This is a genomic window from Erythrobacter sp. JB1-7 (assembly GCF_057365015.1).
The window spans coordinates 2,973,707-2,988,515 of sequence record NZ_CP200291.1 but is presented as its reverse complement, the minus strand read 5'-3'; the positions used below and the strand labels follow the sequence as shown (position 1 = coordinate 2,988,515).

Annotated in this window: 16 protein-coding genes; 4 read left to right on the top strand and 12 right to left on the bottom strand. The window is 56.7% G+C overall.

Annotated elements, in window-relative coordinates; all coding sequences use genetic code 11:
• Positions 1-30: 30 nt before the first annotated feature.
• The 11 genes from AC0V6W_RS14590 to pgi form a co-directional block, all read right to left on the bottom strand.
• A complete protein-coding gene (locus tag AC0V6W_RS14590; protein WP_486151190.1) occupies positions 31-819 on the bottom strand; it encodes an enoyl-CoA hydratase-related protein in 789 nt (262 codons plus the stop codon).
• A gap of 121 nt (positions 820-940) precedes the next feature.
• Positions 941-1,381 (bottom strand): VOC family protein, encoded by a 441-nt coding sequence (locus AC0V6W_RS14585; protein WP_486151188.1) that lies wholly within the window; start codon positions 1,379-1,381, stop codon positions 941-943.
• Positions 1,382-1,486: 105 nt separating this feature from the next.
• On the bottom strand, positions 1,487-1,786 hold the full coding sequence (locus AC0V6W_RS14580; RefSeq protein ID WP_486151669.1) for a GIY-YIG nuclease family protein: 300 nt from the start codon (positions 1,784-1,786) through the stop codon (positions 1,487-1,489).
• A gap of 105 nt (positions 1,787-1,891) precedes the next feature.
• Positions 1,892-2,242 carry a hypothetical protein gene (locus tag AC0V6W_RS14575; protein WP_486151186.1) on the bottom strand — a complete coding sequence of 117 codons (351 nt, stop codon included), beginning with the start codon at positions 2,240-2,242 and terminating at the stop codon, positions 1,892-1,894.
• A gap of 9 nt (positions 2,243-2,251) precedes the next feature.
• A complete protein-coding gene (locus tag AC0V6W_RS14570; protein WP_486151184.1) occupies positions 2,252-3,784 on the bottom strand; it encodes an acyl-CoA carboxylase subunit beta in 1,533 nt (510 codons plus the stop codon).
• A 107-nt stretch (positions 3,785-3,891) separates the two neighbouring features.
• Positions 3,892-5,247 carry a glutathione-disulfide reductase gene (gene gorA, locus AC0V6W_RS14565; protein WP_486151182.1) on the bottom strand — a complete coding sequence of 452 codons (1,356 nt, stop codon included), beginning with the start codon at positions 5,245-5,247 and terminating at the stop codon, positions 3,892-3,894.
• Positions 5,248-5,346: 99 nt separating this feature from the next.
• On the bottom strand, positions 5,347-6,375 hold the full coding sequence (locus AC0V6W_RS14560) for a hypothetical protein (RefSeq protein WP_486151180.1): 1,029 nt from the start codon (positions 6,373-6,375) through the stop codon (positions 5,347-5,349).
• Positions 6,376-6,480: 105 nt separating this feature from the next.
• Entirely contained in the window at positions 6,481-7,947 is a 1,467-nt protein-coding gene (locus AC0V6W_RS14555; RefSeq protein ID WP_486151178.1) for a DEAD/DEAH box helicase, read from the bottom strand.
• A 229-nt stretch (positions 7,948-8,176) separates the two neighbouring features.
• On the bottom strand, positions 8,177-8,584 hold the full coding sequence (locus AC0V6W_RS14550; protein ID WP_486151176.1) for a hypothetical protein: 408 nt from the start codon (positions 8,582-8,584) through the stop codon (positions 8,177-8,179).
• Positions 8,585-8,616: 32 nt separating this feature from the next.
• On the bottom strand, positions 8,617-9,228 hold the full coding sequence (locus AC0V6W_RS14545; protein WP_486151174.1) for a hypothetical protein: 612 nt from the start codon (positions 9,226-9,228) through the stop codon (positions 8,617-8,619).
• Between the two features lie 389 nt (positions 9,229-9,617).
• Complete coding sequence (gene pgi, locus AC0V6W_RS14540; RefSeq protein ID WP_486151172.1) at positions 9,618-11,150, bottom strand: glucose-6-phosphate isomerase; 1,533 nt, start codon at positions 11,148-11,150, stop codon at positions 9,618-9,620.
• A 50-nt stretch (positions 11,151-11,200) separates the two neighbouring features.
• Between pgi and lepB the strand changes: the two genes are divergently transcribed.
• The 4 genes from lepB (at position 11,201) to AC0V6W_RS14520 (ending at position 14,493) form a co-directional block, all read left to right on the top strand.
• The gene (gene lepB, locus AC0V6W_RS14535) at positions 11,201-12,091 is read left to right on the top strand and encodes a signal peptidase I (protein ID WP_486151170.1); all 891 of its coding nucleotides are present in this window, start codon (positions 11,201-11,203) and stop codon (positions 12,089-12,091) included.
• Positions 12,088-12,795, top strand: coding sequence for a ribonuclease III (rnc, locus tag AC0V6W_RS14530; RefSeq protein ID WP_486151168.1), 708 nt, complete (start codon positions 12,088-12,090; stop codon positions 12,793-12,795). The genes lepB and rnc overlap by 4 nt, the downstream gene beginning before the upstream one ends.
• A 109-nt stretch (positions 12,796-12,904) precedes the next feature.
• Positions 12,905-13,810, top strand: a complete 906-nt coding sequence (gene era / locus AC0V6W_RS14525; protein WP_486151166.1) for a GTPase Era — start codon at positions 12,905-12,907, stop codon at positions 13,808-13,810.
• Positions 13,810-14,493 (top strand): hypothetical protein, encoded by a 684-nt coding sequence (locus tag AC0V6W_RS14520; RefSeq protein ID WP_486151164.1) that lies wholly within the window; start codon positions 13,810-13,812, stop codon positions 14,491-14,493. Before era ends, AC0V6W_RS14520 begins: the two co-directional genes overlap by 1 nt.
• Before the next feature lie 131 nt (positions 14,494-14,624).
• On the opposite strand, the gene AC0V6W_RS14515 is transcribed toward AC0V6W_RS14520, so the two are convergent.
• Complete coding sequence (locus AC0V6W_RS14515) at positions 14,625-14,807, bottom strand: hypothetical protein (RefSeq protein WP_486151162.1); 183 nt, start codon at positions 14,805-14,807, stop codon at positions 14,625-14,627.
• Between the last annotated feature and the right edge of the window lie 2 nt (positions 14,808-14,809).

Here is a 14,809-nt window from a genome sequence, read left to right as displayed (position 1 = left end):
CAAAGACACAAGGACGAAAGTTGTCGAGACTTATTGCCCCTTAAATTCAGCCTTACGTTTTTGCAGGAACGCCATCCCGCCTTCCATCGCATCGGCGCTTGCGCCCGCTATGCGCTGGCCTTCTGCTTCGGTGACGAACACTTCCTGCACACTGCTGTCGAGCGCGACGTTCAGCTGTTTCTTCATCGTTTTGAGCGCAAGCGTCGGCCCATTGGCGAGCTTTTCGCCCAAGGCTCGCGCTTCATCCATCAGGCTGTCGGCGTCAACCGCCTTGTAGATTAGGCCCCAATCCTCAGCCTGCTGCGCACCGATTTTCTCGCCCAGCATCATCATTTGCGTGGCGCGCGCGCGGCCAATCGCGCGGGCAAGCAGCCATGTCGATCCGCCATCGGGCACCAGGCCGATATTGACGAACGCCTGAAGGAAGTAGGCTTTTTCCGAAGCGATCGTGAAATCCGCGGCCAGCGCAAGGCTGCACCCGACGCCCGCCGCCGGGCCGTTGACTGCGCAGATCACCGGCACTTCGGCGCGCAGAACCTGGCTGATGGCGGGATTGTAGTGATTTTGGAGAGCCTTGTGACTGCCGCCTTTGCTGGTGAGCGCGGACGCTTCTCCACGCGCGGCGAGATCCGCACCAGAGCAAAATCCCTTGCCCTCACCTGTGATAAGCACAGCGCGCGCATCGCCAAGATCGTAAAACGCCTCGCCAATTTCATCGGCCATTTGCGGAGGCATCGCATTCAGCCGATCAGGACGGTTGAGGGTGATGATCTTGAGCGGGCCTTCGGTTTCGACCTTGATGGTTTCGTATTCTGACATGGTGGTAATCCTTCCCGTTCACCCTGAGCCTGTTGAAGGGCCGTTCTTCCTTCTGGCGCGGGGATTAAGAAAAGTGCGGGACTTCGACAAGCTCAGCCCGAACGGCTCTCAATGTGGTGCTTTAGTGATCGGCCTTGGGCGTTTCCATGATCTCGGTAAGCATGCCCTGCATATCCTTGGGATGCACGAAAAAGATAGGTGTCCCATGCGCGCCGGGGATAGTGGGGCCGAGGATGCGCTTGCCCTTCCCTTCAAACCATGCGCGTGCTTCTTCGATATCCTCAACTTCAAAGCAAACATGATGCTGACCGCCCGCAGGGTTTTTGGCGAGGAAGGCGGAAATGGCGGTTTTGCCAGGTTTGAGCTCTTCGATCAGCTCGATTTGCGTGCCGTTCATGCCGGAATGTGTTGGGGTGTCGACGAAGACGACTTTTAGACCTCGGCTTTCGAGGATAATTTCATCCGAGATCGAAGTTGCGCCCATAATGTCGCGATAGTGCGCGACGCTGTCAGCGATGGAGGGAGTTGCGACCCCGACGTGGTTCAAGCGGCCTAGTTTCATTTGTTGTCTTTCGTCATTGCAAGCGTAGCGAAGCAATCCAGAGCGTCTCTCTCAACCGCTCTGGATTGCCGCGTCGCTTCGCTCCTCGCAATGACGGGTGTGAGGTCATTGCGCAATATCCTCAAACAGATCGCGCCAAGTTGGGTTTACGGCTTCGATCAATTTCAATTTCGCCTTTCGATTGCCAGCTTTGATCTGTTTCTCCCTCGCAATCGCGCTTTCAATCGTGTCATGGCGCTCAGACCAAACCAGCGATTTGCAGCCGTATTTCTTAGAGAAGCCATTAGCCGCGCCCTGCCGGTGTTGCCACACTCGTTTTGGCAAATCCGATGTGACGCCAGTGTAGATCGTTCCGTTGCGCGCATTGGCCATGATATAGACGCAAGGAAGCTTCTCAATCGTCATTGCGAGGAGCGAAGCGACGCGGCAATCCAGAGTGGACGCGAGCCGCCCTGGATTGCCTCCCCGGCTCAAGGCCGGGGTCGCAATGACGATTGGCGCGGCCTAGTTTCATTGATCATACAACGACGTAAAGACCAAAACATCTAACTCCGCGCCAGTTTCATCCAAAATCTGAAGTTCCATTTCATGTTTTGAGGCAAACGCCTGCCAAAGTTCATCACCTTGGAATATCTCTAAGAACTTTGCCTTCAACTCTTCGGCCGAAGCTTTGTCGACAACCATTATCAGCCAAATCTCCTTGGCCGCACTGCTCCGCTCTTTAACCCAGTGCAGAATTTCAATCTTGGCCTGATCCAGTTCAGATACCAGTTGATCGCTATCATCTACCGGCATGGAGATGGCGGCTGCGTAATGCTTCTTGAAAAACCCAGCCTTTTTGACAGCTTCCTGAAATGTCATTTCACCTCCTTAAAGCGGAATATTATCATGCTTCTTCCACGGGTTCTCCAACTGCTTCGTCCGCAGCTTCCTTAGCCCCAGCGCGACCCTACGCCGTGTCGAATGCGGGTGGATCACCTCGTCGATATATCCCCGCTGCGCTGCCACAAACGGATTGGCAAAGCGGTCCTCATATTCCTTGGTTTTCTCAGCGATCTTTTCTGCATCGCCGCGGTCTTGCCTGAAGATGATTTCCACCGCGCCTTTTGCGCCCATCACCGCAATCTCAGCGGTTGGCCATGCGTAGTTTAAGTCGCCGCGCAGGTGCTTCGATGCCATCACGTCATATGCGCCGCCATAGGCTTTGCGGGTGATGACGGTGATCTTGGGCACAGTTGCCTCGGCATAAGCGAACAGCAGTTTCGCGCCGTGTTTGATAATGCCGCCCAATTCTTGCGCGGTCCCGGGCAGGAAGCCGGGCACATCAACAAACGTCACAATCGGGATTTCAAACGCATCGCAGAACCGCACAAAGCGTGCCGCTTTTTTGGAGGAATTGATGTCGAGCACTCCGGCAAGCACCATAGGCTGGTTCGCGACCACGCCGACTGTGCGTCCTTCAACGCGGCCAAAACCGCAGATGATGTTCGCGGCGTGCCCCGGTTGAATTTCGAAAAACTCGCCTTCGTCCAAGGTCTTCGCAATCACCTCATGCATATCATAAGGCTGGTTCGCATTGTCCGGGATCAGCGTGTCGAGGCTTTTGTCCTCGCGGTCCCACGGATCATTGGTGGGTAGCTCGGGCGCGGTTTCGCGGTTCGACAGCGGCAGATAATTGAAGAACTCGCGCGTCGCCATCAGCGTTTCAATGTCGTTCTCAAACGCACAATCAGCCACCGATGTCTTGGTCGAATGGGTGATCGCCCCGCCCAGCTCTTCCTGCGTAACAACTTCGTTGGTGACCGTTTTCACCACATCCGGGCCGGTGACGAACATATAGCTGGAATCTTTCACCATAAAGATGAAGTCCGTCATGGCAGGCGAATACACCGCCCCACCCGCGCATGGTCCCATGATAAGGCTGATCTGCGGGACGACGCCGCTGGCGAGCACGTTCTTCTGAAACACCTCAGCATATCCGCCCAGCGATGCCACGCCTTCCTGAATACGCGCCCCGCCAGAATCGTTAAGGCCGATAACGGGCGCGCCGACTTTCATCGCCGTTTCCATCACTTTACAGATTTTCTCTGCATGGCGTTTCGAAAGGGAACCGCCGAACACGGTGAAGTCCTGAGAGAACACATAAACGAGCCGGCCATTGATCGTGCCCGATCCGGTGACCACGCCATCCCCCGGTATCTTTTGTGTCTCCATGCCGAAATCGACGCAATCGTGTTCGACATAAGTGTCGAGCTCTTCGAAGCTGCCAGCATCCAGCAGAACATCCAGCCGTTCCCGCGCGGTCAGTTTGCCTTTCGCGTGCTGTGCGGCAATGCGTTTTTCGCCCCCGCCCAGCTTTGCAGCGTCCCGGCGGCGTTCCATTTCAGCGATATTGGCGGACAAACGGCTTCCCCTGATGGTTATCTGATTGGCTGCAAACCGTTGCCGCAGCCTCCGCCCTGGGTCAATCATGCAAAAGTGATGGGTTTCCTAGAATCGCCGCCCAGTGGCTATTTCAGCAGCACCAATTCTTCAGCCATTGTCGGATGGATCGCGGTGGTCGCATCAAAATCCGCTTTGGTCAGCCCTGCTTTCACTGCAACGGCAGCGGCTTGCATAATCTCTGGCGATTCAGGCCCGATCATATGCACGCCCAGGATCTTTCCATCCGCAGCATTGGTGACCATCTTGTAGAGCCCGCGTTCATTGCGGCCTGCCACCACATTTTTCATCGGGCGGAAATCGGATTGGTAGACAGCGATATTGCCAAATGTGTTGCGCGCCTCGCCTTCAGTTAGACCAACCGAAGCAATTGGTGGGTGGCTGAAAACTGCGCTGGGAATGCAGGAATGGTCAACCGCATAAGGTTCACCCTTGCCAAAGACGCTATCGGCAAAAGCCTGGCCTTCGCGGATGGCAACAGGGGTCAGCTGCACTCTGTCTGTCACATCGCCGACGGCATAGATGTAATCGGCATTGGTCTGGCTGTAGGCATCAACTTTGATCTCACCCTTTTTGCCCAGCTCCACGCCAACCGTTTCAAGGCCCAGCCCGCCCGTATTGGGGACGCGCCCGGTGGCAATCATCACTTGGTCAAACTCGCGCGGGTCGTGGCCGGTCATCTTGACCAGAAGAGAGCCATCCTCCTGTTTTTCGACCCATTCAAATTCGACGTTGAAGCAAAACTCGATTCCCTTGACCAAACTGATCTGGAGCAAACGGTCACGCAGCGCCTCATCATAACCGCGCAGGATCACATCTGTCCGGTTGGCAATCGCCACCTTGCTGCCAAATTCATTGAAAATTCCGGCAAACTCATTGGCGATATAGCCTCCGCCCGCAATCAACACGCGCTCCGGTATTGCATCGAGATGAAACGCCTCATTGGACGTGATTGTGTGCTCATTGCCGGGAAAATCAGGTTTGTGCGGAGTGGCACCTGTTGCGACCAGTATGTATTTTGCGGTGACCACCTTGCCGCTGGCCAAAGTAATCTCATGATCGCCGCTGATCACCGCTCGTTCGCGAAAAACGGTGACATTGTTGTTGTCGAGCGTTTCGCCGTACAGCCCTTCGAGCCGGTCGATATCCTGCTGGACATGATCGCGCAGCCGCACCCAATCAAAGCTTTTGCCTTCAATGTTCCAGCCGAACTGCTTTGCATCTTCCAAGTCTTCAGAAAAATGCGCACCGTAAACGAGCATCTTTTTGGGCACGCAGCCGCGGATCACACAGGTGCCGCCCACGCGGTATTCCTCAGCCGCTGCAACCCGTGCGCCGTGCGCTGCGGCCATACGGCTGGCCCGGACACCGCCGGACCCTATGCCGATGGTGAAAAGATCAAAATCATATTGCGTATCGGCCATAGCGGGGATCGCTCCTGTTGAATGTCAGGGGCGATATGGAGCGCGCCAGCTATCTTGCCAAGCGCCTTTGCCGGTCACATTGCTTTTGCCTGTGAAAGCCTAGCTTTCCAGCAGCGGCGCATTGTCACGCAGCAGCTCATAAGAACCGCCATCATGATGGGTGAACAGATCATCACTGGTGATCCCGGTCTTGCGCTTCATCAGGCGGGCGATGGCGGCGCGTTGTTCCTCGACCGTGCCAGCAAAGGACACCAGCACTTCGGGATCGTGATCCATCGGCGCGCCAAAGATCATCGCGAGTTTGAGCGGGTCAAAATCAAATCCCAGCATGGCGAGGCGTTTGCCCTGCTCCATTTCCGCTTTCATATAGCTGGAAAACTGGCGATTGGCGCTGCGCTTGCCATAGGTGAAAATGCCTCTGGTAAGATCGGCATAATCGTCTGGTTCCACCTGCCCCCAATCGGCAATTGGCTTATCATCCTGTTGCCACGGCAATTGCCCGGCTGTGCCAAAGGGATGCACGATCCTGACATGCAGATCGACCAGCGCGCGCGCTTCATCAATGTCCATGCCGAACGCGATGGCGACCACCCACGGCAGATAGTTTTCGATCGCGCGATCATAGGTGAAAGCGATGATCGACAATTTGTAAAAGCAGTTTTCCGCCTCACGCCTCGGTGCGCCTGTCACGATCATCTGAGCCAGCTTGAACAGCCAGTTTTCTGTACCGCGCAGCGGCATTTCGCCCACATTGCGCGGCTCGCGCGCCAAGGTGGACTTCGATTCCGCCTGAAGCGTGTAGTAAACAATCCCGACCTTGCCCGCGATGCCGACCAGCGGATCATCGGACAATTGCTCCATAATCGATTCAATCGATGGGGTGATAAACGCGGCAGCACGAATTTTGCGGGCAGCTTTCATCAGCTCATCCGCACTCGTGTCAAAGCGCGGAGCGATGCTTTCGAAAATGTGCGCAAGGTTAACCAGATCGCGGCTTTGCACATCCGAGCCAAGCCGATCGAAATCATAGCCCGCTGCGATCCTGTCGAGCAGTTCCGGCCCATCGGGCATTTCAATTTCGCGGTTCGCGCCCGCGCCGATCACCAGCGTCGTTTCGGTTCTGAACATGGCGGGTCGCGGGCTCCTTGTAAGGCGGGATTTCTGCTTACAAGGCTCCTAAGCGCAATAGGGTTAATATGGCTTTAGCTTACAGCCCGATTAAAGGCGACAATCCTAGGCGCCACCGCGCCGCTGCCCGCCACCAGAACCGCCGCCCGAATTACCGCCTCCGGGCCGCCGATTACGCCGCCTGCGCGGTGGCGCGCCGGCGCGGCTTTCGCCCCCGCCCGCGCGATCATTCCGGCCATCAGAGCTCGATTGCGGCCTGCCTTTGCGCGAAGGATGCTTTGCCTTGGGTTTGGAGGAAGATTTAGAGCCGCCGGAATGGCCGCCACCCGATTGGCCCGAGGCACGCGGTTTGATCCGTTTTTTCGATACCCGCGTCGCCCCGCGCGGTGCGGGCTTCGTCGGCCCCACCCCTTCGACCACGGCGCGGAAATTCTCCGGCAGATCAAGCCGTTCCATCTGCGCATCGGTGACTTTCTGAATATCCTTCAGATAGGCGCGCTCATCCTCTGCACAAAACGCAATCGCAATCCCATCACGCCCGGCGCGCGCGGTGCGGCCAATGCGGTGGACATATTGTTCGGGTACATTGGGAAGCTCATAATTGATAACGTGCGAAACACCCGGAATATCAATCCCGCGTGCAGCCACATCGGTCGCCACCAAAATCAGGCATTTGCCAGAGCGAAATTCATCAAGCGCGCGCTGTCTTTGACCTTGCGATTTGTTGCCGTGAATGGCTTCGGATTTGATGCCCGACTGCCGCAGCTTTTTCACCACGCGGTCTGCGCCGTGCTTTGTGCGGGTAAAGATCAGCACCCGCTCCTGTTCTCCGGGCACTTTGTGGCGGCGCGACAGGATCATATCGAGCAGCGATTGCTTTTCGTTCTGCTGGACCATGAACAGATATTGTTCAACCCGCTCTGCCGTGCTCGATTCCGGCGTCACCGAAACGCGCACCGGATTGTGGCAAAACCCGCTGACCAATTCCTTGATCTGCTTGGGCATGGTCGCGCTGAAAAACAGCGTCTGGCGCTCCTTGGGCACCAATTGGCTGATTTTACGCAAGGCATGGATAAAGCCCAGGTCAAGCATCTGATCCGCTTCATCCAGCACCAGCACTTCGACGCCGGACAAATTGAACGCCTTTTGATCGATCAGATCGAGCAGCCGTCCCGGCGTCGCCACCAGAATATCAGTGCCCCGGTGCAGCTTGTTGCGATCCTTGTTCACCGATGTGCCGCCGACAATCGACTGAACTTTCAGCCCCGCCATCGCGCCATAATCCTTGGCGCTGGTGGCGATTTGAGTGGCCAATTCGCGCGTGGGGGCAAGCACAAGCATCCGGCAGCTTTTAAACGGAATGCGGTTATCCGCTTCGCGCAGCCGGTCGATGCTGGGCAGCATAAATGCCGCCGTCTTGCCAGTGCCGGTCTGCGCAATACCGAGCAGATCGCGTCCTTCAAGAACGGGCGGGATCGCCTGGGTTTGGATGGGGGTAGGCTCTGAATAGCCTTTAAGGTCCAGCGCGCTCAAAACGGGCTGGGACAGACCAAGCTGGTCAAATGTTGTCATTATTTACTCACAAGATATCGGGCGCGCGCGCACAATCGGCGCGGCGTCGCGGGGGTCAAAACCGCCCGCGTGAAAAGGGAAGTCTAAAAGGGGTTCCGAACGAAACGATGCCGGGGCAGGCCGATCTTTATGGCCGCCGCTTCACGCAGACAAATGCGCTTCGATTGGCGTGCAGATGGGCGCTTGGATGCGAAATGTCAAAGGTTTAGCTTAAAACCCTGCGGCAATCTCACAAATCGCGAGCATTGGAGCCGCCTCCGGGATGGAAAAACATCCTGAAATCGATTGAGGCAGAATATTGCCCCTCGACCGGGTTGCCAGCATCATTGCGCGCGGGTTCAAATGTATGGTGTTTGAGCAGCGGCCTGCACAGCGCAATCTTGATATATTTGCGCCGAAATTCGCGGCTGATGTCGCAATCCGTGGGCCTGCCCGCAGCATCAACTTTCAAAGTGTAATGCAAAACTTGCGACAGCATTCCCACACGCGATGCTTCTGCTGCGAGTTGATTAATGCCATCAAACGCGATCAGACGCGGCGGTGATGACTGATTGGTTTCAGCCTGCACTGGAAAGGCCAAAAACGCTGCCAAGCCAATAAATCCGGCCCCGAATTTTGTGCAAGCGTGGATGGCCATGTGCCGAACCTCGAAGCTTCCCTTTCAGACGCTTACTTGCCCTGTTTTTCGCGCATGTCGAGGTAGACGAGCCGCGAGGTGTATTGCCCTTCAACCGGCTGATCCGTGCTCGCATCGCGGGCTGGTTCAAAATGGTGGTGTTTGCTCAAAACTTCGCAGAGTTTTTGGTTGACGTAAGCACGCCGAAATTTCTCGGTAAGTTCGCAAGACGTGGCCTTGCCCTGCGCATCGACAGTGATCTGAAATTCCACCGCCGGACGCCAAACTCGCAGGCGGCGAGAGACATCAAGGAACCTTTTGTCGCCATCAAAAGAAACAAGACGCGGTTTCGATGCATCGCCCGCGGGCTGCAAAGAAGTGGGCGCGATGTCAGCGGCAAGCAGGCTCACGACAAATTGCCGCTGCGCTTCTTGATAGGCTGCCCCGCCCGCAAACTGTCCGACATCAACGAATTGCAAGCGGTATTCGGTCGGGTTGGCCGGGCTCTGCGCCCCGATGGATTGCAGCAGGTTGGCAATAACAGCGCGCTCGCTCGCCTGAAAATCTGCTCCGCCCTGAAACTCTTCAAGCTCAACCACTTCGAGCGCAATTTCAGGCTGCGTCGACGGCTGGGCTGAAGGCTGGGCTGCGGCAGTGGATGCCACCGAAAAAAGAGCCACTGCTGCAAGCGAAAGCGATCCGAGACGGTTGGACATGCGACCTCAAAATAAACGGGGTGAACAAGAACTTAAAGCGCGCACCATACCCACAAATCGGCACAGTGCAAATTGGACTCAAACACTGCGCTGCAGCGCAACATGGAGAGCCACGGGACCAAAAGCGCGTAATTATCTGTCGGAATCGCGCAAATTTACCATATCTGCCGGATTCGCAAACATTTCGCGGGGCGCATAAACTTACCCCGGTTTCCGGTCCGCAATGCTTAACGCGCGCATTGGCAGCAAACTGTGGCGTCTCTACAACGCTGCAGTTGAATTTGACCTGAACTTTGCCGCCCAGTGAATTGTTAAATAAAGATAAGAGTGAGTTTGCCTCAACTTAATCCAGCCGCTTCCATCAGCGCCGCCGTGCTTGGGTCAAAGCTGCCTTCGCCTGCATCCAATTGCTTGGCGATGGCTTTGCCCAGCTCGACGCCGAATTGATCGAATGGATTGATCTGCATCAGCACCGCATTGGCAAAGGTCCGGTGTTCATGAAACGCGATGAGCGCGCCAAGCGTTGCGGCATCCAGATCATCGACAAGGAACATCGTAGATGGCCTGTCGCCCGAATAAGCGCGCGCCGGATCATCGGAGGGTTTGCCAGCCATCAGCGCCGCGCCTTGCGCCAGACAATTCATCAGCAAAGCCTTGTGATGCGCAGGATCGAGCATATCGCCCGGCGCAATGCTGGCAATGAAATCCACCGGGATCAGCACTGTGCCCTGGTGGAGCAATTGAAACACCGCATGCTGCGCATCGGTCCCTACCCCGCCCCATGTGACAGGCGCAGTGGGTGCGGGCACCGGCTCGCCCGAATGCATTACGCTTTTGCCGTTCGATTCCATCTCCAGTTGCTGGAGGTAGTCGGGAAACAGGGTCAGCCGTTCGTCATAAGCGAACACCGCCCGGCTCTGACATCCGCGCAGGCGGGTGTAATATTGATCTGCAAATGCCGCCAATAACGGCAGATTGTCGCGTCCGCTGGTGTCGCGGAAATGCTCATCAATGACCTTTGCCCCCGCCAGCATCGCGCGAAAATCATCCATGCCTGCGCCCAAGGCCACCGGGAAACCGATAGAGGACCACAGCGAATATCGCCCGCCCACGCTCTCAGGGAATGGCAGAATGCGCGTTTCATCAACGCCCCATTCCACCGCGCCTTCGGGGTTTGCCGTCAGCGCGATCACGCGCCCGCCCGGATCATCCACGCCATTGTCCGCCAGCCATTTCAGCGCGCTGGCGGCATTGGTCATGGTTTCAGTGGTGGTGAAGGTCTTGGAAGCAACCGCAATCATCGTCGCCGCCGGATCGCATTTGGCAAAGGCCTGTTCCAGCGCAAGCCCATCAATGTTCGAAACAATATGGCAATCCACCAGCGCCAGATCGCGTGTCAGTGCGTCGACCGCCAAAGCAGGACCAAGCGCCGATCCGCCAATCCCGATATGGATAAGGTGCTTTACCTCGCCAAAAGTCCCTTCGTGGATGGCTTTTACCAGAATGCCCATCCGATCAACCAGTGCGGCGGCCTCTTCAACTTCCGCCTCTGGCCCTGTCCCGCGCAAGGCTGCGTGACTGGCAGAGCGGCCTTCGGTCGGATTGACAATCCCGCCGGTAAACAGCGCCTTTCGCATGCCATCAAAATCGCACGCCTTTGCCAAGGTCTCAAACGCATCAAGCGCGGCTTCGTCCAGGTGCGTTTTGGAAAAATCAACGAGGATCCCCACCTCGCCCAATTCGCCGCAAGACCCCTCAATCCGGTGGCTCAGCTTCTGCGCGCGCCCCTCATCGGCGGCGAACAGATCGGCCAAAGTGGCGGGTTTGAGATTGCGTAGTGCTTCCCAGGCGGACGAGATTGGATCGGTCATTGGGCAAATCCCCTTTGCGCGTTTCAATAGCGCGCCTAAGGGTGGATGCGATGGATGTTAAGACCCAATCTGCACAACTGCCCATTTCAGGCGATGGTCACAGCGGCGGCCAGGGGAGCGCTATGGCCGATCCCGCAAACCCCGCAAACGAAGAGGACGCGCCGGAAAGCTGGTTCAGTTTCGCCAGGTTCCTGTTCAAACTGGTGCTTGCCGTGCTGATCTTTCGCAGTTTCGTGTTTGCCCCCTTCTCCATCCCGTCTGAAAGCATGCTGCCAAGGCTGTGGAATGGCGATTATCTGCTCGCAGCCAAATGGCCTTACGGCTTTACCAGCAATTCGCTGCCGTTTTCCGCGCCGCTGATACCCGGCCGGGTGCTGTCCGGCGCGCCGGAACGCGGCGATATCGTGATCTTCAAGCATCCGGTGGACGGGCAGGATTATGTGAAACGCGTCATCGCTCTGCCCGGCGACACCATTGCGGTTGCTGGCGGGCAATTGGTGCTGAACGGCGAATTGGTCCCGCGCACCCAAATTGATGATTTTGAGATCCCGCTTTCTGAAAACACCAGCTGCGCATGGGGCGGCGATGAAGTGCGCTTGGACAGCGGCGAAATTGTATGCCGCTATCGCCGTTTTCGTGAGACGCTGCCGGGCGGGCGCGAATATGATGTGCTCGATTTCGGCCTTAAGCCCTCACACGATACGTTTGCGGAAAAGCCCGTGCCCGAAGGCGCGATGTTCGTGATGGGCGACAATCGCGATTATTCACAAGACAGCCGGTTCGAAGCCATGGCAGGCGATGGCGTGGGCATGGTCGATCAGGACTTGCTGGTTGGCCGGGCAAGCGTGCTGATGTGGTCCACCGATGGCAGCGCGGAATGGATCAAACCGTGGACTTGGTTCACCGCCGCCCGTTGGAACCGGATCGGGGATGCATTGTGAGCGCGCCTGCCGCCTCTCTTGCCCCCGAAACACGCGCATGGCTGGCCGCGCAGAATTTCCCGGTCAGCGATGAAAGCAAATGGTTAGAAGCGCTGACCCATGGCAGCTTTAACGGCGGCAGCGGCGCTGGCAGCTTGCACGAACCGGACTATCAGCGGCTTGAATTTCTGGGCGACCGCGTGCTGGGGCTTTCGGTGGCAGAATGGCTTTACGGCGCGGGCAATTTTCCCGAAGGCAAATTATCGCAGCGCCTCAATGCTCTCGTCAGCGGGGCAACTTGCGCTCGGATCGCACGGCGCATCGGATTGCCCGATCACATCCGCCTTGGCAAACAAGCGCGCGAGGATGGCGGGGCGGATAGCGACAACATTCTGGGCGATGTGATGGAGGCGCTGATCGGGGCGTGCTTTATCGAAAACGGTTTTGATGTGACCCGCGATCTTGTCCACCTGTTGTGGGAAGCGGAATTTTCTGGTGATGCCGGCAAATCCAAACATCCCAAAAGCGCGCTTCAGGAATGGGCTGCGGGCAACAAGCGCTCCATGCCCAATTACGAAGTGATCGAGCGCACTGGGCCGGATCACAATGCCAGCTTTACCGTTGAGGTATCGATCAACAATGTCGGCAGCGCGAAAGGCGTTGCGGGCAGCAAAGGCGAAGCTGAAAAGCGCGCCGCACAAAGCTTTTTGGAGGAATTTGGGTGAACACCCCATCGTTAAGACAACTTCGAAATCGCCAGGTTTCGCAAGACCGACCGGTTATCCGCAGCCGCTCCGCAGCTATGCTGCGAGAACGCGGCGAGGAGCTCACGCAATGACCGGGCAAAAATGCGGCGTTGTCGCCGTTATCGGTGCGCCCAATGCGGGCAAATCGACATTGGTGAACCAGCTTGTCGGCCAAAAGGTCGCGATCACGTCTGCCAAGGCGCAGACAACCCGCGCGCGGATGCTGGGAATTGCACTGCACGAAGCTGGCGATGCCGCGACCCAGATGATCCTGGTGGACACTCCCGGCATATTCTCGCCCAAGCGCAAGCTTGACCGGGCCATGGTGTCGGCCGCGTGGGATTCCACCGCGCAGGCTGATGCTGTGCTGCTGATTGTCGATCCGATCAAACAGCGCCGCCACGAATTGGTGCCGCTGGTGGAGGCATTGGCCAAACGGCCCGAGCGCAAGATCCTGGTCCTCAACAAAGTCGATAAGGCGAAGAAAGAACCGCTGCTCGCGCTCGCACAGGAATTGGGCGGGCAAGTGGAATTTGCCGAGATTTTCTTCGTGTCCGCACTAACAGGCGACGGAGTGGCGGAGATGAAAGACGCGCTCGCAGCAATGATGCCTGAGGGGCCGTGGCATTATCCCGAAGATCAGGTTTCCGACGCGTCAGAGCGCCTGCTGGCCGCCGAAATCACTCGCGAACAGCTCTATGCCCAATTGCACGAGGAACTCCCCTATGACGCCGCCGTGCGCCCGGAAAGCTACGACGTGCGCAAGGACGGCAGCGTCGAAGTGCGCCAGCAAATCGTGATCGCAAAGCCCAGCCAGAAACCCATCGTTCTTGGCAAAGGCGGCTCGAAGATCAAATCTATCGGCGAAGCGGCGCGGGCGGAATTGGCGGAGATATTGGGCGTGAAGGTCCATCTGTTCTTGCACGTGAAAGTGAGCGAGAAATGGGACGAGGATAAAGAGGTTTACGAAGAGATCGGGTTGGATTTTGGGTGATGGGAGACTTGTCTCCAAATCAACTTGATTGCTTATGGGCATTTGCGAGAGGGGACTGCAGCCCAAAGAGTTTTGAAAGGTGGCTTTACGACAATCTAGATATCGACGCGTTTCTCGGCGAAGATTTTCATTTGGAGTTGATTAGCGCGAATTACGAAGACTCGGACACTGTAAGGGGCTTGCGCCAGGGGATCATGGAACGTCTCAAGCCCCTTGAAAAATGCGAATGCCGACACACCCGAGATCTAGATGCTATTCCAATGGGTGGGGAAGGAAAAGATGAACTTTTCTTCGCAAACGTTAACCGCTGCGCAGAACGAGGAGAGCAACAATGGTGGCTCTACCTTTCGCAATGCAATGTTTGCCACCAATTTTGGTTGGTCGCTCAGGAAGAGAGGATCTACGACGAGTACTTCATCGCGAGAACACCAACAAAGACCGGTGTAGAGATAGTACGTGGTGGATCTTGGCCCGCACGTTTCCAGACCTACGAAGAAGTTCTAGCCATTGGCAAAGAGCTCTCGACCCCGTGCAGGTTTTTCGACGATTTGGCTATGACCCTTGTCTGGACGATCGAAGACCTCAAGCGCGAACGGCCTGAAATCACCCGCACTCGCATTTCCGAGTTGCTAGGTCTGTCAACTCAGCACATTCAACGGCTCGAGAAAGAGATAACTGACTAGGTCTGGACTCAGGGATCCGTCATTGCGAGCGAAGCGACGCAATCCAGTCCGTGACGCTTGGCTCCATGGATTGCCGCGTCGCTGCGCTCCTCGCAATGAGGAGGAAATGCAGGGGAAAGGTCTATGAGCCCCTACCGCTTCTTGGCGATCTTAATTTTCTGCTGTTTCGCGAAGTTCTTGGTGGAATCTTCGCTCCGGCCCAGCGCTTTGGCGATTTGTTTCAGCCCCTGCCCTTTGGACGCGAGCAATTTCAGCCGGCCCGCTTCTTCTGCGTTCCACGGTTGCTTGTGGCGTTCAAAGCGTTCCTTGCCCATTC

Coding starts and splice junctions, on each gene's coding strand:
- gorA (WP_486151182.1), bottom strand. CDS start 5,247: ATGGCCGATACGCAATATGATTTTGATCTTTTCACCATCGGCATAGGG.
- AC0V6W_RS14520 (WP_486151164.1), top strand. CDS start 13,810: ATGGGAGACTTGTCTCCAAATCAACTTGATTGCTTATGGGCATTTGCG.
- AC0V6W_RS14580 (WP_486151669.1), bottom strand. CDS start 1,786: ATGACGATTGAGAAGCTTCCTTGCGTCTATATCATGGCCAATGCGCGC.
- AC0V6W_RS14585 (WP_486151188.1), bottom strand. CDS start 1,381: ATGAAACTAGGCCGCTTGAACCACGTCGGGGTCGCAACTCCCTCCATC.
- lepB (WP_486151170.1), top strand. CDS start 11,201: ATGGATGTTAAGACCCAATCTGCACAACTGCCCATTTCAGGCGATGGT.
- AC0V6W_RS14555 (WP_486151178.1), bottom strand. CDS start 7,947: ATGACAACATTTGACCAGCTTGGTCTGTCCCAGCCCGTTTTGAGCGCG.
- AC0V6W_RS14590 (WP_486151190.1), bottom strand. CDS start 819: ATGTCAGAATACGAAACCATCAAGGTCGAAACCGAAGGCCCGCTCAAG.
- AC0V6W_RS14550 (WP_486151176.1), bottom strand. CDS start 8,584: ATGGCCATCCACGCTTGCACAAAATTCGGGGCCGGATTTATTGGCTTG.
- AC0V6W_RS14560 (WP_486151180.1), bottom strand. CDS start 6,375: ATGTTCAGAACCGAAACGACGCTGGTGATCGGCGCGGGCGCGAACCGC.
- AC0V6W_RS14515 (WP_486151162.1), bottom strand. CDS start 14,807: ATGGGCAAGGAACGCTTTGAACGCCACAAGCAACCGTGGAACGCAGAA.
- AC0V6W_RS14575 (WP_486151186.1), bottom strand. CDS start 2,242: ATGACATTTCAGGAAGCTGTCAAAAAGGCTGGGTTTTTCAAGAAGCAT.
- pgi (WP_486151172.1), bottom strand. CDS start 11,150: ATGACCGATCCAATCTCGTCCGCCTGGGAAGCACTACGCAATCTCAAA.
- era (WP_486151166.1), top strand. CDS start 12,905: ATGACCGGGCAAAAATGCGGCGTTGTCGCCGTTATCGGTGCGCCCAAT.